Here is a 24,660-nt window from a genome sequence, read left to right on the forward strand (position 1 = left end):
TATGAAAAAGTTACTGTTTTTAATGTTCTTCACTGTCAGCAGCTATGCACAAACGTGTCTCGATGATGTCAATGAGACAGCGAATGAAGCGCAATTTGTCGTTAATACCGACGGAACGGCCACGCATACGGCTAGTGGCTTAATGTGGATGCGATGCAGTGTAGGGCAAACCTACAGTGATGAGAGCTGTGTCGGGGAAGCCGATGAATTGAATTGGCAACAGGCCTTAGATGAAGCTCATGGTTATACCTTTGCTGGTTACAGCGGATGGCGTGTGCCTAATTTAAAAGAACTTGCCACCTTAACTGAGCGAGCTTGTGTGCGCCCGGCAATCAACGGAACAGTGTTTCCTAATACCTTGTCAGATGATTATTGGACATCCACTCCGTCACTGCTTGATGCAGAGCGAGCATGGGTGGTTGCCTTTTTTAACAGCAGTAATGCGTTGAAAGAAAAAAGCTTGTTTGTCTATACCAGACTGGTCAGAACAGTCGATTAACCTGTATTTTAATTCGATTATCGTATCCTACTTTAAAAATATCGGGATAGTGGTCACACTATCCCAGTCTTTTTAGGTTAGCGATTTTATATGCGTTTTTTGTGGTTAATTTTCTTGGGCTTATACGTGACTAGCGTCAAAGCCGATTATAAGTGTAATGTAGAGTTAAACTACGGTTTGGTGGTGACAAGCGACCAAATTCGTATCATTGATAATAGCCGCACGGTTTATCAAATAAACAATGATGACCAGCTTATTGTGCAAGGGCAGTGGGTTACGCTGACTGCGAAACAACAAGCTGAGTTAAAAGAATTGGCCGATGGCGTACATCATGTTGTACCGAAAATGATTTTGCTCGCCAGTGAAGGTGTTGAGCTGGCGATTGAAACAGTTGAGCACGTGTATATTGGTTTAGTGGGTGAAGAGCATGATAGTTACAAAAAACTACGTTCATCTTTGGCCAGAGTGCAATCTAGAGTAAAAGAAAAATTTATTCATGCCGGCAGTAATTTCTATATGGGGCCTGGCACCTTAGAAAATGTTGATGATTTAGTCGACCGTGAGCTTGAAGCGCAGATAGAAGAAGCGATGAATACCTCGTTAGGAGGAATTTTATCAGCGATCGGTGGCTTGGTCTCAGAAAGCACCAGCACCGAAGAAAAAATAGCGAAATTGGCTGAAAAAATTGACAATATTGGCAATTCTATTGACCAGAAATTCAGCCCGAAAAGTCAAACTTTACAGCAAAAAGCACATTGGTTTTGCAATGAGTTTAAGCGTTTAGATCGTGTTGAAGATAGGTTACGCAGTGATATTCCCCAGCTTGCTAAATACGATGTCGTTACCAGTGAGCAAGGCCACACCCATTAAATTTTTCACATCAATTTGGGCGAAAAATTGGTGTGGGTCTGTTGGATTCAAACTGCTTATTTACCCAGAATAATATACTATAGCCGCCGTTTTTCAGCTGTCAGAAGTACTTACATGCGTTTGTTTCACCTAGATGCCGTTGAATGGCTACAAAGCTTGCCCGCCAACAGTGTCGATTTGGTCATTACTGACCCGCCTTACGAATCTTTAGAAAAACACCGTGCCAAAGGGACCACCACTCGACTAAAACACAGCAAGTCATCAAGCAATGACTGGTTTGCGATTTTTCCCAATGCACGTTTTGTCGCGCTAGTAGAAGAAATCTACCGTGTGCTCAAGAACAACCGTCATTTCTATTTATTTTGTGACCAAGAAACCATGTTCGAAATCAAACCATTGGCAGAGGCGGCGGGCTTTAAATTTTGGAAACCGCTAGTGTGGGACAAATGCGCCATTGGCATGGGGTATCATTATCGGGCGCGTTATGAATTTATTCTTTTTTTTGAAAAAGGCAAACGTAAATTACAAGATTTAGGCATGCCTGACGTACTGCAAGAAAAGCGTGTCTGGCGAGGTTATCCCACCGAAAAGCCAGTGCCATTGATTGAAAAGCTGATAAGTCAAAGTTCGACGGCGGGACAGCTGGTTATTGACCCTTTTTTTGGTTCAGGAGCCACATTAGTGGCTGCGCAAAACTTAAATCGGCAATGGCAAGGTGCGGATCTAGCGCCCTCGGCACATGAGCATGCTGCAAAGCGCTTACGTGAATAGCTTAAGTAGTGGGATCTTTAGACCAACATTTCTAGTAATGAATTGAGGTAACGCCTACCCAGGGGAGTGACCTGCCAATGGGTAGCTGTTTCAGCAAGCAGGCCTTTTTTCACTGCACTGGCTAAATTGGTTATTAGCGTTGTTTGCTCATCAAGTTTTAATCCGGTGAAATCAGTGAAATCTTGTTTAGGGCAAGGTTCTAGCAAACGTAAGCGATTCATAAAAAACTCAAATGGCAGTTCTTCGTCTAGCACGGTATGACGCTGGTGCATGTACGAGCGAGTGAGATCCATATACCCCTTCGGGTGCTTCACCTTCACTGTACGCACTATTTGGTCTGTATCTTTCAAAGTGATTTTGCCGTGGGCACCACAGCCTATGCCTAAATAATCTCCAAAACGCCAATAATTCAGGTTGTGCTGGCACTGCTGACCCGCCAAGCTGTAGCCTGATATTTCATACTGCTCATAACCTGCTGCAATGAGCATGTCGTGGCCTTGCTCTTGTATGTCCCACAGTATGTCGTCTTCTGGCAGCGTAGGCGGTTTGGAGTGAAACTGGGTATTGGGCTCTATGGTCAGTTGATACCAAGATAAATGTGGCGGTTGCTGTGCGATACCTTGTTGCAAATCAGACAAGGCGTCTTCTATGGACTGCTCAGGCAGGCCATGCATTAAATCAAGATTAAAACTATTGAGACCCGCATCACGGGCGTAACCTGCTGCATTGAGGGCTTGGTGCTCGTCATGAATGCGGCCGAGTCTTGCTAACTTTTCTTGTTGAAAGCTTTGCACCCCGATAGAAATTCGGTTGACGCCGGCTTTAGCGAACCCCGTAAAGCGTTCGCTTTCCACTGTACCTGGATTTGCTTCAAGGGTAATTTCGGCATCGGCTGCTAAATTTACGCGTTCGCGAACACCTGATAATAACCTGCCAATAGCCTCGGGTGAAAACAGGCTAGGGGTGCCACCACCAATAAATATACTGTGTACTGTTCGACCACCAATTAGCTTGGCATCCTGGGCTAAATCATCCAATAAATGGCTGACGTACTCGGCCTCAGGTAGTGTCGCTTGTTTTTGCCCGTGGGAGTTAAAATCACAGTAGGGACACTTTTGCACGCACCAAGGAATGTGAATATACAAAGACACTGGCGGCAACTGCAGTGTTTTGGATTGGCTTGCGCTAAGCGTTGTATGTGCCTCAGGTGTGCCGTTGGCAGAATGCACGTTAGTGTTCAAGTTCAGTGCTCAATTTAACCAGCAACTGTTGTAAGGCTTGGCCGCGATGACTTAGGGCATTCTTTTGCGCTTTGCTTAGCTGCGCAGATGTGCACTGCTTTTGTTCTACCCAAAATACAGGATCGTAACCAAAGCCACTGTCACCGCTGCGTTCATGGGTGATGGTTCCATGCCATTCACCTTGGCAAATGATAGGCGTTGGATCTTCACTACTACGCATATACACCAACACACATAAAAACCGAGCTTGGCGCTTAGCCGGCTCGATATCTTTTAGCGCCCCGAGTAATTTATCAATATTGTCGCTATCGGTAGCATTGTTGCCTGCATAGCGTGCGGAATAAACGCCAGGGGCTCCGCCTAGGGCATTAACCGCTAAACCTGAGTCATCAGCGATGGCAGGTAAGCCGGTGATTTTGGCCGCGTGGCGCGCTTTGATTATAGCGTTTTCAACAAAGGTGGTACCGGTTTCAGGCACTTCAGGTACGTCAAACTCGCTCTGTGGAACAATGTTTACTGCAAGAGGAGTCAGTAACTGACTTAATTCAGACACTTTGCCTTGGTTGCCGGTGGCTAATACGATTTTACGCGTCACAGGGGAGCTCTTTGGTTTGTCTAGATTTGCATGAATTTTACCTGTTTCGGGCAATAATTGATATTGCCCAATGGCGCTCTTTTAACGCTCATTTGCTCATTTTTATTAAAGGTGTGTTTGGCAATTCGCCCTTGCTGTGAAGTGGTAAATTATTTAGTCTTACTGTTGTAGTAATAAATTCACCCTCAACAAATGCAAGGATGCTTGATGATTATCCCAGCTAAATTATTTATTGTAAGTAGCGCAAGCCTGATGGCCAGCTATGCCTTAGCCGCTAACGCTAACGACACCCCCTCTCAAGCCGGCGCAAATGTGCATACCGACGAAAATGCGCAGCCAATTACCGTGAGTGAACCAAGTACAGTGCTTTTAGAGTCAGCGAAGATGCCTAAACCTGTAAAGCGGGTCGAGCCCAAATACCCTATAAGCATGGCCCGCAAGGGAGCCGAGGGCTGGGTACAACTGAATTATGTGGTAGGTACCGATGGTAGCGTCAATAACATAGTGGTCGTTGATTCAAGTGGCATAGAAGATTTTGAGAATGCGGCCATCAGGGCATTGAAAAGCTGGGAATACAGCCCAGCGTATGTTGATGGTAAACCAATCGAACAATGTCACAACGATGTACAAATGGACTTTAAGTTAGACGGAGTGCAAAAAGGTGTTAGACGCAAGTTCAAGCGTAATTATCAAAGTGTGCGTGAAGCCTTAAACAGCAATGATATTGCCTTAGCGCGCGATTTGAGTGAAAGCATGAAAGACAAGGGCTTGCTCAATAGCATAGAGTTTACCTACTATTCGTTGTTACGGGCTGACTTGGCAATGGCGCAAAACGATGAGGTTTCAGAACTTAAATACGTCGAACGTATTCTAAGCACTGACAAAAAAGGCGAATACTTGGGTAATGAAGCTCATCGCGTGTTGCTAAATCGACTGTTTGTGTTGCAATTAAATCAGTCGCAATACCTTGGCGCCTTAGAAACATTTCAGCGCGTAGAAACGCAAGAAGATAACAAAAAGAATATCGCTCTACTCAAACCTTACGTAACCAAAATAGTTGATTTACTCGAAAGTGATCAGGTGATTTCTATTCCAGGTGAAGTTAAACAAGACGGTGATTGGTGGCACGAATTAAGCAGAAATGCATTTAGTTTAAGCAACGTGAACGGTACGCTTAATACCGTGGAGTTGCGTTGCCATAACAAAAGAGAATTATACACAGCCACGACTGACAGCACATGGAACATCCCTGCAAGTTGGGGGCGTTGCAGCGTAAGAGTCGTTGGTGTAACCGATAGCCAGTTCACCCTACTCGAAGTGCCCTCGCAAAGTAATCAAAGCTAATTTTCGACTAGCTAGAGGGGGCATATTCGCTCACGTAAATACGCCCCTGTCACCAAATACACCTAGCTGCCAAGATGGAGCAGTACAAACGCACATTAGGCTAGTAACGCGGGGCGTTATTTCGTGGGCTCTCAATACCACTTTCAATACCGCTCTTAATATCGTTAACACTACCGCTATTTATGATGGGGATACCGGCTCGATGAGCTTTCCCCTTCGATGCAAGGTTATGCCACTTGGTGCACTATTGTATCAATAGCGCAGCATCGCAAAATTATCAAAACGATACAAATAGGCAATTTTTAGCGATTATCTCGCCTGCTAAGTAATCAACTTGAATATTATAATGCATCTCATGATGCAGTTTTTATATTGCCACAAAGACATCTTCGGTCACAGGCCTATGTTCAAAGCATAGTGTGACTGTTTATACGAATATTCAAAGGTAGATTATGACCACTAACAATCAATTTGGCCCTAACGGCTGGACACCAGCACTTCTCGATTCACAAGAGGGTAAGACTTTTCTTATTACGGGTGCGAACACTGGTGCAGGGTTTGAGGCTTCGCGTATTTTGCTGTCTAAAGGGGCGAATGTGGTGATGTTGAACCGTAACCCTACGAAATCAGAAGCAGCCATCAATCAGCTAAAAAGTGAATTTGGCCAAGCAGCCAAGGCAAGTTACATCCGTATGGATTTAGCGGACCTTGCATCAATACGTCAAGCCGCAAATGAGGTTTTAGCGAAAGTAGCGAAAATTGATGCGCTTATCTGTAATGGGGCCATCGCCCAAATTGCCACTCAGCAGCATACGGTAGATGGGTTTGAAAGCCAGCTTGGGGTCAATCACTACGGACATTTCTTACTCTGTGGGCTGCTTTTTGAAAGAATTGAAGCGTCGCAAGGACGGATCGTCGTGGTATCCAGTGAAGGGCACAAAATGGGCTTAAGAACCATCCAGTTTGACGATATGAATTGGGATAACAACTATCATCCTAATAAGGTCTATAGCCAAAGTAAGCTTGCCCAAATGATGTTTGCTTATGAGTTACAAGACAGAATTAAAGCCGCCAGCAAAGAGGTGAAGGTGTACGTTTGTCATCCTGGCGCATCAAACACCTCACTTATCAGAGACAGTGCAAGTTTTATGACCCGAATGTCTTGGTCGTTTATGGTCAAGATAGGCTTAGCTCAAACGGCTGAAAAAGGCGCGTACCCAGAGGTAATGTGTGCCACTCATATGGGCTTAAAAGAGCGTGCTTACTACGGGCCTACCGGGCTCATGAATTTCGGTGGACCGGTTGGTGAGGGAAAGCTTGAGTCATTTGTTTTAAACAAAGCCGTGTTAACTAAGTTGTGGGTTCTGTCTGAGAAGGAAACATCCTTTAATTGGTCAATTTAAGCGAGCTAAAAACGGCTTATTTTTAGGTAATAATAATGAGAAAAGTCATTCTAATGGTAGGAGTTTTTATGTTGACGCCAGCTATTTCAACAGCCAGCGATACCGTTCAAGACAGTCAAGGAAACACCTATCAAACGGTGGAAATTGGCGGGCAAATTTGGCTAGCTGAAAATTTAAGGACGACCACCTTTCAGGATGGAACAAAGGTCAATACGGGGTTCATTCCTGATGATGATCAAAAGAACCTTTTGCCCTACGGTAGGCTTTATGATTGGCATGATGTGGTTGATGAGCGAAATATTTGTCCAAAAGGGTGGCGTGTTGCTTCAGACAGTGATTGGAAAGCCCTCGAACGTGCCATAGGGATCGCTGAATCTGATTTAAATAGGCAAGGGTGGAGAGGAGAGAACGACATTGCAATTACCCTTAAAGCCGAGCAGCCAAACACCTTATTTAAAGAGTTTGATCAGTCGCAAGTCAATAAATATCAATTTGCTGCGCGCCCTGCTGGGGTAAAGCTCAGTCATTGGTATATCACTCAAGGCATGTATAGCGAATTTTGGACCAGTAGCAGCGCAACGAAAAAGAATGCCTATGCGCGAACCTTGGCTTATTCGTGGTGGAATTCCCACAAAGGGGAAGTGCGCCGAACCACCCTTAAAAAGAGTTATATGTTGTCGGTTCGATGTGTAAAAAACTAGTTAGAACGCTAAATGATGCAATGGTTAAGGGCGTGATTTTATGTGTCGTTTTGCACTTAGTGGGGTGCGCCAACTCAAAGACAGAAGCCCAGTTATATCAACCAGATGATGAGCTAGTGGTACTTGCTCATGGTTTGGGAAGAAGTGACTGGGCAATGTGGCGCTTAGCACAGCGATTGGAATAAGCTCAGTACAAAGTGTGCCGTTTAAACTATGCGACCTTTGGTGTTAGCGTTGCTGAAGCTATTGCGCAATCGAGCAAACAAATTGACGTTTGTATAGAACAAGCCCCTAAAGTACATTTTGTCGGGCATTCCCTTGGCGGATTGGTGATCCGCGCCTATTTACAAAATAATCCAAATAACCAACATAAACTGAAAAAGGAGCGGATGGGGCACGTTGTACTTATTGGTACCCCCAACAAAGGCAGTGAATTAGCCGACTATATAAGTGATTCGTGGTTAATGAAAGCCGCTGGGGGAGTCTCTCGGGCATTAGTAACTGGGGATAAAAGCTTAGGTAACAACCTAGATGACATAAAGAAGAATTCAGGCGTAAAGTTAGGTGTGATTGCAGGCACAAAACCGTTGGCATTAACCAATGCGCGATTTAATGGGCCAAATGACGGTTTGGTCTCGGTAGCATCAGCAAAGCTAAACAGCATGAGTGATTTTATTACGATTGACGTGGGTCATTCTCAGATGCGTTATAACGCAGAAGTGGCAAAGCAAACAGTACACTTTTTACAAACAGCTCATTTTATCCCAACCCGCATGAATCAATGCCTCCCTCAGAATGCGTCCAGTGGTTTTTGATTAATACCAATTATTTAATGGAATCGGTATAAGGTGTCGCTACGTCGTAATGGTATTAAGCGTGAGTGAATGCAAATCATAAATATCCCCCAGTCATTGCTGTGTGCAACGATTTGGGGGACCGCAACCATCTAGGTTTTATCAGCAAATATAACGGTCCCTGCTGCTCCACGAAAGACAGCGCTTAAAGCAAAGTGTTAACCGCGATTCTTTTTCTTTTTGGCTTTTTTCTTCAGCGGGATCCCGGCAGCTTTTTTCGCACGCTTGCTGATTTTTCTTTTGGCTGGTGGTTTGGCTTCTTTGTTTTTCGGGCGTAGTTCGTCTATCACTCGGCGCTTTAGAGGTTGCTGAGTATAACGTTCGATTTTCGGCACTATGGCAATGTCATGGGCTTCAACCAAAGATATCGCGGTGCCTTTGTTACCGGCACGGCCAGTGCGGCCGATACGATGTACGTATACATCTGCGGTGCGCGGCATATCATAGTTAATAACATGACTGATGTTTTCAACATCAATACCGCGCGCCGCGACATCGGTGGCAATCAATATTTTGACTTCACCAGAGCGAAATTTAGCCATCGACAGGTTGCGTTTGTCTTGAGGCATTTCACCCTGTAACCAACACACAGTAAAACCGTCACGCTCAAGTATTTGCTTTAACTCGTTTAAGCGGTCACGGGTTTTTACAAACACCACGGCAGATTCAACTTGATGGGTGAGAATGTGCTTTAACAAGGCATATTTATGTTTGGCGTCATCGGCCAGATGCAGCCACTGATGGATTTTGCCTTGTTCTTTGCGACTTGAAGCGGCTTCTAATTCCACTGGCTCGTTAAGTATGTCTTTGGCAAAACGGCTAATGCCGGCGCCCTCTAAGGTCGCAGAGAACAACATGCTCTGTTTACGCCAGCGCGCTTCTGCTGAAATTTGATTGACGATGGATGAGAACCCCATATCAAGCATGCGGTCAGCTTCATCTAAAATCAGGCATTCAATATCGCGACAATCAAAGCTTTCTTGCTCTATGTGTTCAAACAAACGACCTGGCGTGGCAACAAGTATATCGAGATTTTTTTCAAGCGTGTCTTTGTCGGTACCGTAGTTAATGCCACCTGTGATAACGCCGCAAACTATGTCTGTGTAGCGACTTAATTCAAGTGCTTGGTTGTACACCTGCTGGGCGAGTTCTCGGGTCGGCGTTAAAATCAAAATACGCGTTGAGCCCGGGTGACGGCGTGGGTAGTCTAGTAAGAATTGGCATACAGGCAATAGAAACGCAGCGGTTTTGCCGGTGCCCGTTGGGGCGGATGCGAGTATGTCTTTGCCTTCCATCGCCGCAGGAATAACCAACTGTTGAATACTGGTAGGTTCGCTGTAGCCTAAGTCGGCGACTGCGCGGCAAAGTTCATCATCTAATTCTAATTGCTCAAACATGGCGTATATATGCTTCTTAACGTTGTACTTAATATTAAGGAGACCAGAATTTGATTCAGCCTCCGAGAATGTGTGCTAACTGCGTAACTAGTTGCTAGGGTAGCGCTGTTGTAAACCTTGATACACCTGGTCGCTGTAATCAGGCAGGGCAATATCTAAGGCATTTAAGACCTCGACTAGGTGCTCGTTGTCTTCACGGCCGTTCCATAGCTTTAAATAGGAACCTTCTTTGTAGCCGTTATCTTGACGGAAGAAGTTTAGAACATTTTTACCCACATACTGACGATAAAGCTCGTTGGCGTTCATATCTGCTTGCTCAACAATTTTGATAAACAAAGGTACGTCAAAACGGTTGGCGGCGCACAAGCCTGCCATGAGTTGTAAATTATCCAGTATATCTAAGCGAGTGAAATCATAGTCTTTACCATCAAAGGTGACACTGCTGGTATTTGATGCAAGTTGCTGGGCAATCGTGCTAGAAGATTGCACTATGTCACCTTCAAACTGAATGATGATTGACGATAACGCAAAGTGCCATATATCGACTAATTCCATCTGCAATTGAGGTAAGTCTTTATGTTGGGCTTTCCACCACTTCCAACCATGGTGCTCAATGCCTTCAACCGATTCAATCATAGCGGCGCGTAAATACGCATAGTTGGCGCTAAGCCATTGAGGGTTTACTTTACGGTTCATGCCGTCTTGCAGTGTTAGCATGGTGTTTAATTGAGTGGTGGATAACATGGTAAGCCTTGTGTGTTCTGTTTATCGTTTGGGTGCTACAAAAGCGGCTCACTATTATGCCACGTTTGCAGCAATAGCATGAATGCGTTTTTGCCTGAGTTGCTGTTTTATTTCTGCACCCTTGTAACCGGCCTGTACTATTTCTTGCACGTTGACCTCTTTGGCGACCAAATAGGCCTGCCAAATATAATCCGCATTAGGGTAATCGTGTTCTTCAAAGCCTGTTCTTCCTTTGGCATCGGCGGTGCAGGCCAAGAGTAAATCGGCGAAGCGTTCGGGTTTGCGCCACACGTCGCATTTATCGAGAAAATCATTGATGGTCGCGGGCTTTAGTTTAAAGGCGTGATGTACATGGCTATGGAACTCACTCATTAATAGTGCCAAATCACGGCAATCGTTGGGTACTTTTACTCTTTCGGAAAGCGCGTTGATGGGCGCAAGTCCGAGTTTTTCATGCCCGCGGTGTGATGGCCATTCTTCTGGTGGGGTTAACCCTTTGCCTAAGTCGTGTACTAAAGCGGCAAAACGCACGCTGAGCTTATTAGACACCCGCACAGATTGTTCGAGTACCATCATGCTGTGAATACCTGTGTCTATTTCTGGGTGCCATTTGGCTGGGTTAGGAATGCCCCATAAGCAATCCAGCTCAGGAAACCAAACCTTAAGCGCACCACATTCTCGCAGGGTTTCAAAATACACTTGAGGGGTGTCTTCTAGTAGGCTTTTTGCGGTTTCGACCCAAACACGTTCAGCACTTAAATGACTAAGCTCGCCTGATTGCGTGATGTTAGCCATGAGGGTTTTGGTTTCTTCGGCAATAGTAAAGCCGTAACTGGCGTAGCGGGCAGCAAAGCGGGCCACGCGCAACACCCGTAGCGGGTCTTCTTCAAACGCATCAGACACATGGCGCAATATGCGATTTTGCAGGTCTTGTTGGCCATTGAAAGGGTCTATGATGTTGCCCTTATCGTCCATCGCCATGGCGTTTACGGTGAGATCTCGGCGCAGTAAGTCTTGTTCAAGGGTAACACTGGTGGAGGTATCACATTCAAAGCCAGCATAGCCTTGGCCTGTTTTACGCTCAGTGCGAGCTAACGCATATTCCTGCTGGGTTTTGGGGTGTAAAAATACAGGGAAGTCTTTGCCCACTTGTTGATAGCCTTGTGCCAGCATGTCTGCTTCGCTTGCCCCAACGACAACCCAATCTTGATCTTTTACTGGCCGCCCAAGCAGCTTGTCACGTACGGCCCCGCCTACTAAATATACTTGCATATACACCTTAATTATCAGAATCACCCTATTATGCCTGATTAACGTGGCGAGCAAAAATGACGAATAAGCATAAAAGTACTGAGGTATTGTACTTACTCGTAATGAAACGTCTGTCAGCGTAAAGTGCGGGCAACAATCTTCTGCCCGTCATTCTGACGATATACAATATGTCTTACCTTTGACAAGTTTGCATGAAGTCGTTAGTTTATCTTTCGCTTTTCCACAATCGGCCACTAGAACCGCAGCTATGTATCTTAATTATTTCGGACTTTCAGATAATCCGTTTTCCATCGCGCCTAATCCTGCATACTTATATATGAGCCCAAGACACAAAGAAGCGCTGGCCCATCTGACCTTCGGGTTGCGGGAGAGCGGTGGTTTTGTGATGTTAACGGGAGAAGTAGGGACAGGTAAAACCACGGTGTCCCGCAAGTTATTGCAGCAATTACCTGACAATACTCAAGTGGCCATGGTATTGAACCCGACCTTATCTGCGATTGAGCTGCTTGCCACAATTTGTGACGAACTAAAAATTGATTATCAATATGAGCGAGCGAGTCTTAAATACTTTACCGATTTGATCCTCAATAAGTTGGTAAGTAACCACAATAGCGGTTTGAATACCATTTTAATTGTGGATGAAGCTCAGCATTTATTACCGGAAGTATTAGAACAACTGCGTTTACTAACCAACCTTGAAACGAATCGTGAAAAGTTACTTAAAGTGGTATTAATTGGCCAACCCGAATTACAGCAATTGTTAAAGCGAAATGAATTACGTCAGTTAGCCCAACGCATCACCGCGCGCTATCACTTGCTACCGCTTACCTCTAGTGAAGTTAAGGCCTACATTCATCATCGTTTAGGCGTAGCGAGTGGGGACAGTAGCGTTTTTAGTGCAGGTGCCTTAGGCGCTGTATATCAAGTAACGGGTGGGATCCCAAGAGTCATTAATTTGCTTTGTGACCGCGCATTAACCCTTACCTTTACAAAGCAAGCGCCTGTGGTGCATACCCATATATTTTACGCCGCCGCAGAGCAAATATTAGGGGCCGACGTGGTGGCCCAGCGTCGAGGAAAGCAACGTAAGATACTGCTCGTTGGCTTATTTGTTATGGCGTTTGGCTTAGGATTTTTTGGAGGCAGTTGGTATGGATAATGTAGTCAATATCGACGCATTAACGCCTGGCATGGTGATCGTGAAGATCACTGAGCAAAATGGCCCGATTAAAATTCGTAAATCAGGTTTGGTGACAAGCATGGAGATGGTCACCGGGTTAGCTGAAATGGGTGTTCAAAAGGTAGAAATTGATCCTGCGCAGACCGTTGAAATAGAACGCCCCAAAATTCAAAAATCGCAAACCCAAGAGTTGTTAGAAAGTGATCGCGTCAGCGCCCATGGTGCAGATGCAGCGGTTTCTGATCAGTTTAATCGCAGTTTATTCTTACCATCCGTACAAGCATTGCCATCACGTTGGCAATACTACACAACCCCCATAGCACAAGGTTTATTGGTGGTGTTATTGGGTTTTGCACTGGGTTGGGGGGCAGCCCTGACACCTAGATTAGTGACAAAATTAACTATGTCCGAACCTGAAACTAGCCTCCCTGTGGCTTTACCAGAAGTAGGTGAAGAAGATGACGGTTTAGTCCATCAAAAAGAAAAATCTACTGCAAATAAAGCGCTTGAAACTCAAGTGAATGCCGCAACTCCGAAGGTTTCCCCACAGGCTTCGAATAATCAAGATGTGAGCCAAACTCAGCAAGAAGAAGGCGCTTTGAGTACTTCGCTGATTGATTCAGGAAAGAGTAAAAATACTAATTCTGAAACAATGCCAGCGACTGAATCTCACGCGGAGCCAGAACGAGAACCAGAGCCAAGAATATCCCCTGACTTATTGAAGCGTTTTGAAAAAGCAATTACCGAATTAGACAAAGAGCCTGCACAACCGTTTGAATCAACGCAAACCAAAAGTGAAGATACCCCGCGTATTGACCAGCTGCCGGCTTGGGTATTAACTCAACTGCCCCCCATGGTATTTTCAACCCATATGTATGCTTCATCAGCGCAAGACAGGTGGGTTAAAGTGAATGGAAAAAGCCTACACGAAGGTGACGTCATCGACGAAAAAGTACGCATAGTGCATATTGAACCACAACACGTGATCCTAAATTATCAAGGGCAAACGTTTAGTATGTCGGCATTAAGTGAGTGGTAAGTATATAAGAGCGCCGACCACCAATTTAAAAGCATAATTACATAGTAAAACCGATTTTTACTATGCATAATGCCTGCTATACCCAGAGTTTCTCTTTTACAACTATGGATATTGCTCAGACATGCTTGCCAAGGAACTGCAGTACATATTAGTTTTGCTGGTGGTCGCTTTTTTTGCCGGATTTAGCAGTACTATTGCTGCTAATAGCGTAAACAGTGATGACGCAGACAATCTATTCGCGGAGCGTGATTCTCTCGCTGTGGGCACTTCTCTCGCTGTGGGCACTTCTCTCGCTATGGGCGCTTCTCTTGCAATGGGCAATACGCGCGTAATACTGTCTGATGAAACAAACTCCAAACCTCGCCCTTTTACGGCAACCGACACTCGCATTCGACTTGCTACTGGGCAAGGTTACTATCCTTTTGTGTCTGCAAGCTTACCTCAAGGGGGCTGGTCTCAAGCCTTGGTAACGCAAACGTTTCAACAAATGGGCTATGAAGTCGATATTCATATTCTGCCTTGGAGCCGTGGAAAAATGTGGACTGATGAACACCGGTTTTTAGGCACCTTTCCATATGTAAGCACCCCTAAGCGAGAGCAAGAATATTACTTCTCCGTGCCGATTAATTATATTCCTGTGCGTTTTTATGTAAGCAAGGTATCCAATATTACTGACATACAACAGTTATCAGGTAAACGTTTGTGTCTTCCCTATGGATATTCAGACGAGTTCTCTACAGAGGGGATCGTTGACCGTTTAAATCTTAAAATTAACCGAGTCGTCGACGGGGCAGGTTGCATAGGGCATGTGCAGCGAGGCTGGAGTGACGCCGGACTCACCAATAGTTATGTGTCACTGAATGAAGTCACCAATAGGCGTCTCATCGGCGACAAGCTATTAGTGTTACCCACTGAGGTTGAGCAGGTTTCCGTACATTTCATTATTTCAAAGTCGTACCCAAATGCGCGAGAGTGGATGGATAACTTTAATCGTGCATTTCAACAGCTAAGCAAAGATGGCACGAAAGCCAAGATCGACCACATTTTTACCCAAATAATAGACTCGCGTTAATTGATCTGCTCTTAAGCAAGGAAATGATAAATATCGTGAAAACGTTTTCTTTGTCCATGACTGGCGTAGCTAACTTACTCTTTCAAGCTCAAGTGCTTCAATCTCGCTTACATTGATACAATCACTGTACTAGAAATTGCGTTTATATTGCTGAAATATGCAAGATCTCAAGTTACTTAATTCATGACGCTTCCCAGGAATAGGTTGAATAATCACTTTCTTTTTTGCCAAGGGAGCGTTGAAGCTTGAGTATGTTCGGGTTGTTTACCCCATGTTCTACTCCTGTATTCGTTTTCACCTGTTTCATTGATTTTCATGTTTATATCTCATTAAAAGGGCGCATCACACCGGCTATTTTTTAGAAAAATACGGGTTTCTGTAAGAAATGAGTGGCGTTTAATGCGCAAAACTACGCGCCGGATGATTGCGCTGGTGTCTATCTACTTGTTCTTTTCAGGCACTTCTTTTATTTAAAATTAACATTTTGCGTTTTTATATTGATTATTTTTTGTAGGTTTAATCAATATAAATGTCCATGAAGCCCCTTGTTTATAAGGGTTTATGTGTGTTTTGTGTTTTCTTTGCGCCGATTTCGTCATATTAAACACCGATTTTGTGATACCTACTTAAACACTTATTGCATTAATGTATTTGTAACATTTCATTAGCTTGTTGTTGCAAATCAGGAGTGGGTTGCTCAGCAAAAGTAAAAATGTTGACGAATTGTTAAAATAAAATTAGCATGATGAAAACGTTTACATTTAGGGTTTGATTACTCTTAACGTAACTTACGAATCGCATACTGAGAATGCTACGCACTACCCGCTGCAAGTTATGCATGACCGTGCAATGTATTTAAGTGATGCGTTTCTTCGTCATAGTGAAAATGAGCGAGCTAGTTTTAATTTAGGCATAGCTCACTGCTTGATTTGTTCTCAAATAACGCTCAAGCATCTCTACTAATAGAAACACAAAGGACGCACAAATATGAACACCTACGCGAAATTTAATAAGTCTTTGTTAACCAGAAGTATTTCGATACTTTTAGGTAGTGCTGTACTGACTCCTGTGGCCGCTGTTGCTCAAGAAAGCGCCAGCGACTTAGAAGTGATTCAGGTTCGAGGCATGCGCTCTAGTATTCAGGAGTCAATGGGAATCAAGCGTGATTCGGCTGGGGTAGTTGACGCGATTTCAGCGGAAGATATTGGTAAGTTTCCCGATACAAACCTAGCAGAGTCTTTGCAGCGTATAACTGGTATTTCTATTAGTCGGAGTAATGGTGAGGGCAGCCAGATTACAGCTCGTGGCTTTGGCCCAGATTTTAATATGGTGACCTTAAACGGTCGCGCTATGCCAGGGGCTGCAATCCCTGGCGGTGGTGGTACGCCAAACTCTCGTGCTTTCGATTTTGCCAATTTGGCCTCTGAAAGTGTTCGCGGCGTCGAAGTATATAAAACCGGCCGTGCGAGCATTGCTACAGGTGGTATTGGTGCAACTGTGAATATAAGAACCGCTCGGCCGCTGGATGCCTTAGAAAGCGGTTTTTCCGGCTCTGTTGGTGCAAAAGCGTTAATGGATACCACCAATCGAGTGGGTGACGACGTAACGCCTGAAGTGTCAGGTTTCTTCAATTTTGTTGATGATGACGGTATTTTCGGTGTGTCTTTATCTGCGAGTGTGCAAGAGCGAGATAGTTCTGCTGTCGGTGCATTTGTCAACGAATGGCGTGTGAACCCATATGAAGGTTCAATTCCACAGACACCTAACCAAACAGATCCTAATTTACCTGGCTTTAATGGGCCTGCGGTGGTGGTAAACAATGGTCCTGCAGATGGGCAACTGTTTGCCATCCCAGCAGATTTACGTTACTCAATTGCTGATCGTGAACGCAAACGTACCAATGCTCAGTTAACGTTTCAATATGCCCCAAGCGAAGATTTGACCGCCACGCTCGATTACACCTATTCAAAACAGGACTTATACGAAGCCCGCGCAGAACAGTCTATCTGGATGGACGACGGGTATTTCGCTGAGTTAACTTTTGATGATGAAGTGGTGAAAACGCCAATATTAATCGAACAAGAGCGCCGTGATTTACTACCAAGAGATTTAGGCTTAGCACTTCAGGAGCTGAATCAAGTCAATGAAAATAAATCTGTGGGTTTCAATGTTGAATATCATGTAAACGATAGCTTGGTGATGTTTTTTGACGTACACGACTCATCGGCTGAAGGTCGCCCTGACGCGCCCTATGGCACCTGGACAAATTTAGGACTAGGTGCAAACGTAAACCGTGGGCAGGGGGCTGATTTTTCTGGTGAGTTCCCGATCATGACGGTGGACTTTGATGACGAGGCTCGCGATAACCTAAACGGTAATGGTGTACTTGATCAAGATGATGTGGGTACTGCTATTCTTGATATGAACTTTAACTCTCAGCGTACTGATATTACCCAGTTCCGCTTAGACGGTGAGTATACATTCGACGATGGCGGTATTAACTTTGGTGTTGAATCACGCTCCATGGAAAGTACGTCATTGCAATCATTGACGCGTCGCACTATGGGTAACTGGGGAATCGAGAACCCAGGTGAATTACCGGCAGATTACTTAACTCCCTTTAGTTTTGCCGATGAGTTTGATGACTACAACACCAATGGTATTTTCAGCCAAGGCTTTACTGGTGATTTGGCGCAAATCGGTGCGTTTGCAGCCCAGGAGTATGGCTTTGCATTTGCAGCGGATAACCCATTTGCCACGAACCGTACAATCGAAGAAGATATTTTTGCTGGTTACGTTGAGTTTGAGTTAGAGGGTGAGCTAGGCGGCCGTCCATACAACATTCTTGCTGGCGTACGTTACGAAAGCACAGACTCGACCTCTGTGGCTAATATCAGCTTACCGAATGCTATTGCATGGGAAGGCAACAACGACTTTAATGTGCGCTTTGGTTCAGATACCCAAGATGTCGCAGTAGAATCAGATTATGACCACGTTCTACCGAGCATCGACTTTGATATAGAAGTGATGGATGGGGTGAAAGCTCGCTTGTCATACAGTAAAACGATTGCGCGCCCAACATACAATAATTTGAGTGCGGCATCATCAGTAGGCACACCCAGTGGCCCGACCTTAATTACTCAAGGCGCAACGGCAACCGCTAGCTCAGGAAACCCAGCGTTGGTGCCGCTGGAGTCTGACAACGTAGATTTATCGGTTGAATACTATTTCGAAGATACTAGCTACGTGTCATTAGGCTTTTATGATAAGCGCGTGAAGAACTTCATTGGTAATGAACAAGTCGAAGAGAGTGTATTTGGCTTACGCGATGCCACAGCAGGTCCTAGAGCAGAAGCTGCAGCAGCTGAGCTTGAGCGTATCGGCCAGCCATTAACCGATACCAATTTGTTTAATATGGTGGTGGCCATGGAAAACAACATTGCGTATGACTCGTTAACCATAGAGCAATTCGAAGCCCAGTATGATGTGCTACCGAATGAAGATGATCCATTATTGACCTTTATTAATGCCAAGCCAATAAATAACAAGAGTGCGAATATCTACGGTTTTGAGATAGCCGCTCAACATTTCTTTGGTGACACGGGCTTTGGTCTGCAAGCTAACTACACCACGGTGAATGGTGATGTGAGCTATGACATTACTGCTGACCCGTCTGTGACTCAATTTGCATTGGTTGGGTTAAGTGATACCGCTAACATAGTGGCCATGTATGAAAAAGACGGTTGGCAAGGGCGTATCGCGTATAACTGGCGTGACAAATTCTTGGATACGACTAGCCAATATGTGAATGAGCCTGGTTTCACTGAGTCATATTCGCAGATTGATTTTAATGTGTCCTATCAAGTGAATGATGATTTATCGGTTTTCCTAGAAGGTATCAACATTACCGATGAGAATAGTCGCCGTCATGGCCGTACTTCTGCTCAACTATGGAACTTAGAGCAACTTGGTGCTCGCTATGCACTGGGGGCTCGTTATACGTTTTAATGTGTGTGTGTCCTAGGCCGAGTTGATCGGCACTTATATAAGCCGCGATATCTCGCGGCTTATTTTTTGGCTATATTAGGTGAATATCCAGCGTTAGCATTTGTGTGCAGAGGTAAATCTTGAACAGTGAAAAAGTAAAGAATGTGGTGATTGCAGGTGGAGGAACAGCCGGTTGGATGGCAGCCGCTTCCTTATCGAAGTTGTTGGGTAAAAGCCTGAACATTATCTTAGTTGAGTCAGACGAAATTGGCACTGTCGGGGTTGGTGAGGCCACGATCCCACCCATTCGCACACTGCATAAATTACTCAATATTGATGAGCAAGCGTTTATGCGAGCCACCAACAGCACGTTCAAACTGGGGATTGAGTTTAGCCACTGGGGCCAAAAAAACGACAGTTACATCCATTCATTTGGGGTAACTGGTAAAGAGTGTTGGGCAGGGGAGTTTCACCATTTTTGGTTACGCGGGAAAGAGTTAGGGATCACGGTGCCGTTTGGTGATTATTGCTATGAACTGCAAGCATCTAAGCAAGGTAAATTCGCCTTTTCGGCTAATTCGCCCATGAATTTCGCATATCATTTAGATGCCACACTTTATGCTAAGTTTCTGAGGGACTTTTGTGCCGATGGGGTAACGCGTATTGAGGGTAAAATAGCCGCAGTGAACAAGCACGAAAACAATGGTTTTATTCGTTCATTGACTCTAGAGTCGGGACAAGAAGTGGAGGGAGACTTTTTCATTGATTGCACTGGCTTTAAAGGGTTGTTAATAGAAGAAGCCTTACATACTGGCTATGAGGATTGGTCACACTGGCTACCTTGTGATAGCGCGGTTGCTGTACAAACGCAATCGACTTCAGAGCCACTTCCTTACACGCGTGCGACCGCTCATGATTTTGGTTGGCAGTGGCGTATTCCACTGCAAAATCGTGTCGGGAATGGCATGGTGTTTTGTAGTCGATATGCCAGTGACGAACAGGCGAAACAAGCACTGTTAGCCAATTTGGATGGCGCGCCGATTACCGAGCCAAGAGTGATTAAATTCAAAACCGGCCGCAGACGTAAAGGCTGGAATAAAAACTGTGTGGCACTGGGGCTTGCCAGTGGTTTTGTTGAACCGTTGGAGTCCACTAGTATTCACTTAATTATGACGGGGATCGTACGGCTAATGCGCTTATTCCCCTTTGATGGTGTGCGCCAGTCGGGAATTGATGAATACAATGAAAAGTTAACCAGCGAATTACACAGTATTCGCGATTTTATAGTACTGCATTACAACGTTACTCAGCGTGATGATTCTGCTTTTTGGCGGCATTGTCAAAGTATGGAAGTACCCGATTCCCTTGCTCATAAAATACATTTGTTTAAGGAGACTGGCAGGGTGTTTTTAGATGACGGTGATATTTTCCGTGTGGATTCTTGGACCCAAGTCATGTTAGGTCAAGGGCTTGAACCTAAGCAGTATCATAGAATTGTCAACGAAATGAGTGAAGTCGAACTCAAGCGTTTTTTAGCGGGATTACGCAGTGCTATTGAACAGCGTGTGGAGCAGTTGCCAAGCCACCAACAATTTATCATGCGCTATTGTAACGCGTCAGCGTAAACAGCGTGCTTCAACGTAATAACTGTTACATAGCTAAAATATAACGATAACCTTAAGAGCAGAAAACATAAGCCATTTGTTGCAAGTCAATCACCCATTTGCGTTAGTATTGAGTGAAGCCATGCACCTATTCTTGAGCGTAAGGTGTTTGATATTTAACATTGATTCTAATATTGGTAGTTACGAATGAGTCATCGCAGTATTAAAAATATCCTCATTGTTGGTGGTGGAAGTGCTGGTTGGTTAACCGCCGGCATCATTGCCGCAGAACATCAGTGCGGCCACCAACATAGCAAGATAAAGGTTACCCTTGTGGAATCCCCCGATGTGAATATTGTTGGGGTCGGAGAGGGGACGTGGCCATCTATGCGCAATTCGCTTCAGCGAATGGGCCTTAGCGAAACAGATTTCATTCGACATTGCGGCGCCGCTTTTAAACAAGGCTCAAAATTTGTCGGTTGGAAAAACGGTGCTGACAATGACTTTTACTATCATCCATTTGTGATCCCCAATGGTTACGGTCAAGCGAACCAATACAGTGCTTGGAAAACACACGGCCAAGGGCAAGCTTTTGCTGACGTGGTTTGTGCTCAAAGTCAGATATGCCAAGCAGGTTTAGCGCCTAAGCAAAATGCTACTCCTGAATATGCTGGAGTACTCAATTATGGTTATCATTTAGATGCTGGCAAGTTTAGCCAAATGTTACAACAGCATTGCGTGCAGAACCTTGGGGTTAGCTATATTCAAGATCACGTTGAAGGCGTTGTGAGTCACGACAATGGCGATATTAGCGCATTGCAGACTCGTACAAATGGCGAGCTCAAAGCGGATTTGTTCGTTGACTGCTCTGGTGCCCGCTCGCTATTGCTGGGGCAACATTTTAATGTCCCTTTTATCGATAAAAAATCAGTCTTGTTTAATGACAGTGCCATGGCTCTACATGTGCCTTATTCCATACCTGATGAACCCATTGCATCGGCCACTATTTCCACTGCGCAAGAGGCAGGGTGGGTGTGGGATATTGGCCTACAGGATAGGCGAGGCGTGGGGTATACCTATTCCAGTAAGCACACAGACGATCAGCAGACTGAGCGCGTACTTAAAGCTTATGTCGCACAATCTGTTGGTGTCGAGGTAGCTGAATCTCTCAGTGCTCGTAAGATCAGTTTCGAGCCTGGGCATCGTAGCCATTTTTGGCATAAAAACTGTGTGGCAGTTGGTTTGTCAGCAGGTTTTTTGGAGCCATTAGAAGCCTCGGCATTGGCCTTAGTTGAGTTGTCAGCTACTGCCATTGCTGAAAACCTTCCGGTGACAGCTGAGCATATGAAAATTACCCGTGATAACTTTAATCGACGATTCCTTTTACATTGGGAAAATATCGTCGAGTTTTTAAAATTACACTATGTGTTAAGCGAACGAACCGAGCCCTACTGGCAACAAATGCGGGCACCTGACACTGTTTCACCTAGGTTGAATGATTTACTCACTCAGTGGCGATATCAACCGCCTAATCGCAATGATTTCGTGCAAAATGAAATTATGTTCCCTTCAGCAAGTTATCAATACGTGTTGTATGGGATGGGCTTTGAAACCTTGAATGATGTGTCTTCCCGAGAGTTTGATGCGCCGCAAAGCGCCATTAAGCACCTACAAGAGAACCAGCAGCGCCTGTACAAATTAAAAGGCGGATTGAAAAGCAATCGCCAGTTACTGAAGCATGTTGTGCAATATGGCTTTCAAAAAGTGTAATACCATTATTCCACGTTAATCAGTGACCACTCAGCGAGCGTTTAAAAGGGCTTAAACAAGGCGCATGATTGAATAGTGGTTCTCTTACTGAATTCTAAGAGGGCAATTATTTAATTAAATTGGTATTAAAACTCGCCTGTAAGGAATGCCTCAGTCGCTTTTGCTCTGGGTACTCTCTATTTGCAAGGGAGCAACCTTTTCGACATAGCGATGCCTCAATCAAAAACCGCTGGACGCATTCTGAGGGGGCACTGATTAATGCGGATTAATGGCACAACTTCCCTTGTACCAATTCCATAAAGTTTTCGCTGAGTGGTTAATCAATGATTGGTATTAGTACTAGATGGTGAGCAAAAGTCACTGATGACTAACCTAAGGGCAAAGAAGTCCTAACGCGGGTGTTACACGTTTACGAGCCAGACTCATCACAGTGACGGTGCCAAGCTCAAGTCACTGCTACCTTTTCCTTTTCTTTTCCTACTTATTTGGGTTGCAATTGCATAATTTTGTTGTGTGAATTTTTAAAATATACAAAGTTATTGAAAACGTTTTCATTTGCATTTAAGTTAGACATTATAAAAAACATTTAGCGTGGTTTCGTGTTTGCAAAGACCTTTGACTATCGCGCTGATAATGTTTGTTACTCGTCACATGCTTAGCTATGAGATTCGCCGGTTAAAATGGGTGACGAGAAGCCAAGCGATACTGGAAAAGGGATATCAACCATGCGCCAATACAATCAGCAGCTTGAACTCATGCAAGTAACCTATGAATAAGCTATCACTGTACGAAAAGGTGGGGTACGCCATGGGCGATGCTGCCGCTAATTTAGTTTGGCGCGGGGCATTAGCCTACCTTGCTGTTTTCTACACGGACACCTTCGGATTAGCCGCGTCAGCCGCCGCCATTTTATTTTTGGTCGTCCGCCTTACCGACGGTATGACTGATATCATTATGGGCATGATTGCGGATCGTACCCATACCTCTTGGGGGAAGTTTCGACCGTGGATTTTTTGCTCAACTCCCTTTCTAGGGTTGTTTATGGTGTTGTGTTTCACCACCCCAAATTTTAGCGACACGGGAAAGTTGCTGTATGCCTATTTAACGTATATCGGCTTAACGCTGGCGTATACCATTAACAACGTGCCTTATTCAGCCCTGATGGGGGTAATGACCGAAGATGATAAAGAGCGTACCAGCTTGTCGGGCTTTCGTTTTGCCGGTGCGTTTGTAGGTGGGTTGTTCGTGATGGGCTTTTTGCCTACATTGGTGGCGTGGTTTGGTGGTGGTAACGATGCCAAGGGGTATCAATACACCATGTATGTTTTCGCCGGATTATTGATGGCACTTATGGTTACCTCAGTGGCCACCACCAAAGAACGTGTTGTTCCCATAAAACAAACCCGCAATAGCCTACGTAGCGAGCTATGGGATCTCACTAAGCAATCTCCGTTTGTGCTGCTCCCGTTGCTTTCCATGACGCTATTCTTTTATTACCGCAACGTTATCAGTGGGCTTTTCTTTGTTTTGGTTTTCGCAATAGCGACTTGGCTAGTGCGCCGTATGTTAAACCGTCCTCAAAGCGATAAATCAGGTACCCAGCTAGACATGCTTGATTTGCTGACCAATAAACCTTGGTTAATTTTGTTAGGAATGGGATTTCTTACCATGATGTACAACGGCATTAAGTACAGTGTTATTGCCTATTACTTTAAGTACTTTGTGGGGGATTCATTACTCACAGGGCAATATTTCATTGCCTTGCTTGTGGTGTCGATATTCGGAGCACTATGTACTAGCTACTTAGCCCGCAAATTGGGACGACGCAATTTATTTATTGTTGCACTGCTACTCAGTAGTTTACTCACCTGTGGTTTTTATTGGCTACCAGGGGAAAGTGTTCGCTATATATTTGTGCTTGGTTGTACAGCGGAATTTTTTGCCGCCATGATGCCTACCCTTTTCTTTAGCATGCTAGGAGACGCTGCTGACTACTCAGAATGGCGCAATGGTCGCCGTGCTACAGGGCTCGTCTATTCCGCAGGCACCTTCGTACAAAAGACAGGTAATGGTTTCGCTGGCGCCTTAGTACTTGTCGTGCTGGCAGGGTACGGGTACGACGGAATGGATGCAACGACGATAGAAGCCTCGTTACCTGGTATGCAGCAACTCATGAGCTTTATACCTGCTGCTTTTGGGCTTGCAGGTGCATTACTGATGCTGTTTTACCCTTTGACTGAAAAGCGCCAACAGCAAATGAATGCCGAGCTAATAGCGCGTCGAAGCGCCATTCAATCCCATCATCAATAACGCTTTT

The 24,660-nt window shown here is 44.8% G+C and carries 20 protein-coding genes; 15 read left to right on the plus strand and 5 right to left on the minus strand.

The window, feature by feature from the left end:
• Position 1: 1 nt before the first annotated feature.
• The 3 genes from FX988_RS18015 to FX988_RS18025 all read left to right on the plus strand — a co-directional run bounded on the left by FX988_RS18015 (position 2) and on the right by FX988_RS18025 (position 2,140).
• The gene (locus tag FX988_RS18015; RefSeq protein WP_160181471.1) at positions 2-499 is read left to right on the plus strand and encodes a DUF1566 domain-containing protein; all 498 of its coding nucleotides are present in this window, start codon (positions 2-4) and stop codon (positions 497-499) included.
• Between the two features lie 90 nt (positions 500-589).
• The gene (locus FX988_RS18020; RefSeq protein WP_160181472.1) at positions 590-1,369 is read left to right on the plus strand and encodes a YggN family protein; all 780 of its coding nucleotides are present in this window, start codon (positions 590-592) and stop codon (positions 1,367-1,369) included.
• A gap of 114 nt (positions 1,370-1,483) precedes the next feature.
• A complete protein-coding gene (locus tag FX988_RS18025) occupies positions 1,484-2,140 on the plus strand; it encodes a DNA-methyltransferase (RefSeq protein WP_160181473.1) in 657 nt (218 codons plus the stop codon).
• 17 nt (positions 2,141-2,157) lie between these two features.
• On the opposite strand, the gene hemW is transcribed toward FX988_RS18025, so the two are convergent.
• Both hemW and FX988_RS18035 read right to left on the minus strand, forming a co-directional pair.
• Complete coding sequence (gene hemW / locus FX988_RS18030) at positions 2,158-3,381, minus strand: radical SAM family heme chaperone HemW (protein ID WP_160181474.1); 1,224 nt, start codon at positions 3,379-3,381, stop codon at positions 2,158-2,160.
• Positions 3,371-3,976 (minus strand): XTP/dITP diphosphatase, encoded by a 606-nt coding sequence (locus FX988_RS18035; RefSeq protein ID WP_160181475.1) that lies wholly within the window; start codon positions 3,974-3,976, stop codon positions 3,371-3,373. Before FX988_RS18035 ends, hemW begins: the two co-directional genes overlap by 11 nt.
• A gap of 207 nt (positions 3,977-4,183) precedes the next feature.
• On the opposite strand from FX988_RS18035, the gene FX988_RS18040 reads away from it, so the two are divergent.
• The 5 genes from FX988_RS18040 to FX988_RS18055 all read left to right on the plus strand — a co-directional run bounded on the left by FX988_RS18040 (position 4,184) and on the right by FX988_RS18055 (position 8,239).
• Positions 4,184-5,320, plus strand: coding sequence for an energy transducer TonB (locus tag FX988_RS18040; RefSeq protein ID WP_160181476.1), 1,137 nt, complete (start codon positions 4,184-4,186; stop codon positions 5,318-5,320).
• 452 nt (positions 5,321-5,772) lie between these two features.
• The gene (locus FX988_RS18045; protein WP_160181477.1) at positions 5,773-6,723 is read left to right on the plus strand and encodes an SDR family oxidoreductase; all 951 of its coding nucleotides are present in this window, start codon (positions 5,773-5,775) and stop codon (positions 6,721-6,723) included.
• 35 nt (positions 6,724-6,758) lie between these two features.
• The gene (locus FX988_RS18050; protein ID WP_302849961.1) at positions 6,759-7,424 is read left to right on the plus strand and encodes a fibrobacter succinogenes major paralogous domain-containing protein; all 666 of its coding nucleotides are present in this window, start codon (positions 6,759-6,761) and stop codon (positions 7,422-7,424) included.
• Entirely contained in the window at positions 7,409-7,609 is a 201-nt protein-coding gene (locus FX988_RS21785; RefSeq protein ID WP_254700658.1) for a hypothetical protein, read from the plus strand. Before FX988_RS18050 ends, FX988_RS21785 begins: the two co-directional genes overlap by 16 nt.
• A gap of 12 nt (positions 7,610-7,621) precedes the next feature.
• Positions 7,622-8,239 carry an alpha/beta hydrolase gene (locus FX988_RS18055; protein ID WP_254700659.1) on the plus strand — a complete coding sequence of 206 codons (618 nt, stop codon included), beginning with the start codon at positions 7,622-7,624 and terminating at the stop codon, positions 8,237-8,239.
• A 197-nt stretch (positions 8,240-8,436) separates the two neighbouring features.
• Here the strand turns inward: FX988_RS18055 and srmB are convergent, their stop codons facing one another.
• The 3 genes from srmB to FX988_RS18070 all read right to left on the minus strand — a co-directional run bounded on the left by srmB (position 8,437) and on the right by FX988_RS18070 (position 11,691).
• The gene (gene srmB, locus FX988_RS18060; protein ID WP_160181479.1) at positions 8,437-9,675 is read right to left on the minus strand and encodes an ATP-dependent RNA helicase SrmB; all 1,239 of its coding nucleotides are present in this window, start codon (positions 9,673-9,675) and stop codon (positions 8,437-8,439) included.
• A gap of 87 nt (positions 9,676-9,762) precedes the next feature.
• Positions 9,763-10,419, minus strand: a complete 657-nt coding sequence (locus FX988_RS18065) for a dUTP diphosphatase (RefSeq protein ID WP_160181480.1) — start codon at positions 10,417-10,419, stop codon at positions 9,763-9,765.
• A 54-nt stretch (positions 10,420-10,473) separates the two neighbouring features.
• Positions 10,474-11,691 (minus strand): multifunctional CCA addition/repair protein, encoded by a 1,218-nt coding sequence (locus tag FX988_RS18070; RefSeq protein WP_160181481.1) that lies wholly within the window; start codon positions 11,689-11,691, stop codon positions 10,474-10,476.
• A 247-nt stretch (positions 11,692-11,938) separates the two neighbouring features.
• Here FX988_RS18070 and FX988_RS18075 point away from each other — a divergent pair, with 247 nt between their 5' ends.
• The 7 genes from FX988_RS18075 to FX988_RS18105 all read left to right on the plus strand — a co-directional run bounded on the left by FX988_RS18075 (position 11,939) and on the right by FX988_RS18105 (position 24,653).
• Positions 11,939-12,850: an ExeA family protein gene (locus FX988_RS18075; protein WP_160181482.1), complete on the plus strand. Its 912-nt coding sequence runs from the start codon at positions 11,939-11,941 to the stop codon at positions 12,848-12,850.
• Complete coding sequence (locus tag FX988_RS18080) at positions 12,843-13,910, plus strand: general secretion pathway protein GspB (protein ID WP_160181483.1); 1,068 nt, start codon at positions 12,843-12,845, stop codon at positions 13,908-13,910. The genes FX988_RS18075 and FX988_RS18080 overlap by 8 nt, the downstream gene beginning before the upstream one ends.
• 121 nt (positions 13,911-14,031) lie before the next feature.
• Positions 14,032-14,982, plus strand: coding sequence for a substrate-binding periplasmic protein (locus FX988_RS18085; RefSeq protein WP_160181484.1), 951 nt, complete (start codon positions 14,032-14,034; stop codon positions 14,980-14,982).
• A gap of 987 nt (positions 14,983-15,969) precedes the next feature.
• Positions 15,970-18,990, plus strand: coding sequence for a TonB-dependent receptor (locus FX988_RS18090; RefSeq protein ID WP_160181485.1), 3,021 nt, complete (start codon positions 15,970-15,972; stop codon positions 18,988-18,990).
• A 119-nt stretch (positions 18,991-19,109) separates the two neighbouring features.
• Complete coding sequence (locus tag FX988_RS18095) at positions 19,110-20,594, plus strand: tryptophan halogenase family protein (RefSeq protein ID WP_160181486.1); 1,485 nt, start codon at positions 19,110-19,112, stop codon at positions 20,592-20,594.
• Between the two features lie 186 nt (positions 20,595-20,780).
• Positions 20,781-22,343, plus strand: coding sequence for a tryptophan halogenase family protein (locus tag FX988_RS18100; RefSeq protein WP_160181487.1), 1,563 nt, complete (start codon positions 20,781-20,783; stop codon positions 22,341-22,343).
• Positions 22,344-23,111: 768 nt separating this feature from the next.
• Positions 23,112-24,653, plus strand: coding sequence for an MFS transporter (locus tag FX988_RS18105; protein WP_160181488.1), 1,542 nt, complete (start codon positions 23,112-23,114; stop codon positions 24,651-24,653).
• Positions 24,654-24,660 lie beyond the last annotated feature (7 nt).

The sequence above is a fragment of the Paraglaciecola mesophila genome, assembly GCF_009906955.1.
Classification (GTDB): Bacteria; Pseudomonadota; Gammaproteobacteria; order Enterobacterales; family Alteromonadaceae; genus Paraglaciecola; species Paraglaciecola mesophila_A.

Coding starts and splice junctions, on each gene's coding strand:
- FX988_RS18065 (WP_160181480.1), bottom strand. CDS start 10,419: ATGTTATCCACCACTCAATTAAACACCATGCTAACACTGCAAGACGGC.
- FX988_RS18100 (WP_160181487.1), top strand. CDS start 20,781: ATGAGTCATCGCAGTATTAAAAATATCCTCATTGTTGGTGGTGGAAGT.
- FX988_RS18090 (WP_160181485.1), top strand. CDS start 15,970: ATGAACACCTACGCGAAATTTAATAAGTCTTTGTTAACCAGAAGTATT.
- FX988_RS18080 (WP_160181483.1), top strand. CDS start 12,843: ATGGATAATGTAGTCAATATCGACGCATTAACGCCTGGCATGGTGATC.
- FX988_RS18045 (WP_160181477.1), top strand. CDS start 5,773: ATGACCACTAACAATCAATTTGGCCCTAACGGCTGGACACCAGCACTT.
- FX988_RS18070 (WP_160181481.1), bottom strand. CDS start 11,691: ATGCAAGTATATTTAGTAGGCGGGGCCGTACGTGACAAGCTGCTTGGG.
- srmB (WP_160181479.1), bottom strand. CDS start 9,675: ATGTTTGAGCAATTAGAATTAGATGATGAACTTTGCCGCGCAGTCGCC.
- FX988_RS18105 (WP_160181488.1), top strand. CDS start 23,112: ATGAATAAGCTATCACTGTACGAAAAGGTGGGGTACGCCATGGGCGAT.
- FX988_RS18075 (WP_160181482.1), top strand. CDS start 11,939: ATGTATCTTAATTATTTCGGACTTTCAGATAATCCGTTTTCCATCGCG.
- FX988_RS18025 (WP_160181473.1), top strand. CDS start 1,484: ATGCGTTTGTTTCACCTAGATGCCGTTGAATGGCTACAAAGCTTGCCC.
- FX988_RS18040 (WP_160181476.1), top strand. CDS start 4,184: ATGATTATCCCAGCTAAATTATTTATTGTAAGTAGCGCAAGCCTGATG.
- FX988_RS18015 (WP_160181471.1), top strand. CDS start 2: ATGAAAAAGTTACTGTTTTTAATGTTCTTCACTGTCAGCAGCTATGCA.
- FX988_RS18085 (WP_160181484.1), top strand. CDS start 14,032: ATGCTTGCCAAGGAACTGCAGTACATATTAGTTTTGCTGGTGGTCGCT.
- FX988_RS18020 (WP_160181472.1), top strand. CDS start 590: ATGCGTTTTTTGTGGTTAATTTTCTTGGGCTTATACGTGACTAGCGTC.
- FX988_RS21785 (WP_254700658.1), top strand. CDS start 7,409: ATGTGTAAAAAACTAGTTAGAACGCTAAATGATGCAATGGTTAAGGGC.
- FX988_RS18050 (WP_302849961.1), top strand. CDS start 6,759: ATGAGAAAAGTCATTCTAATGGTAGGAGTTTTTATGTTGACGCCAGCT.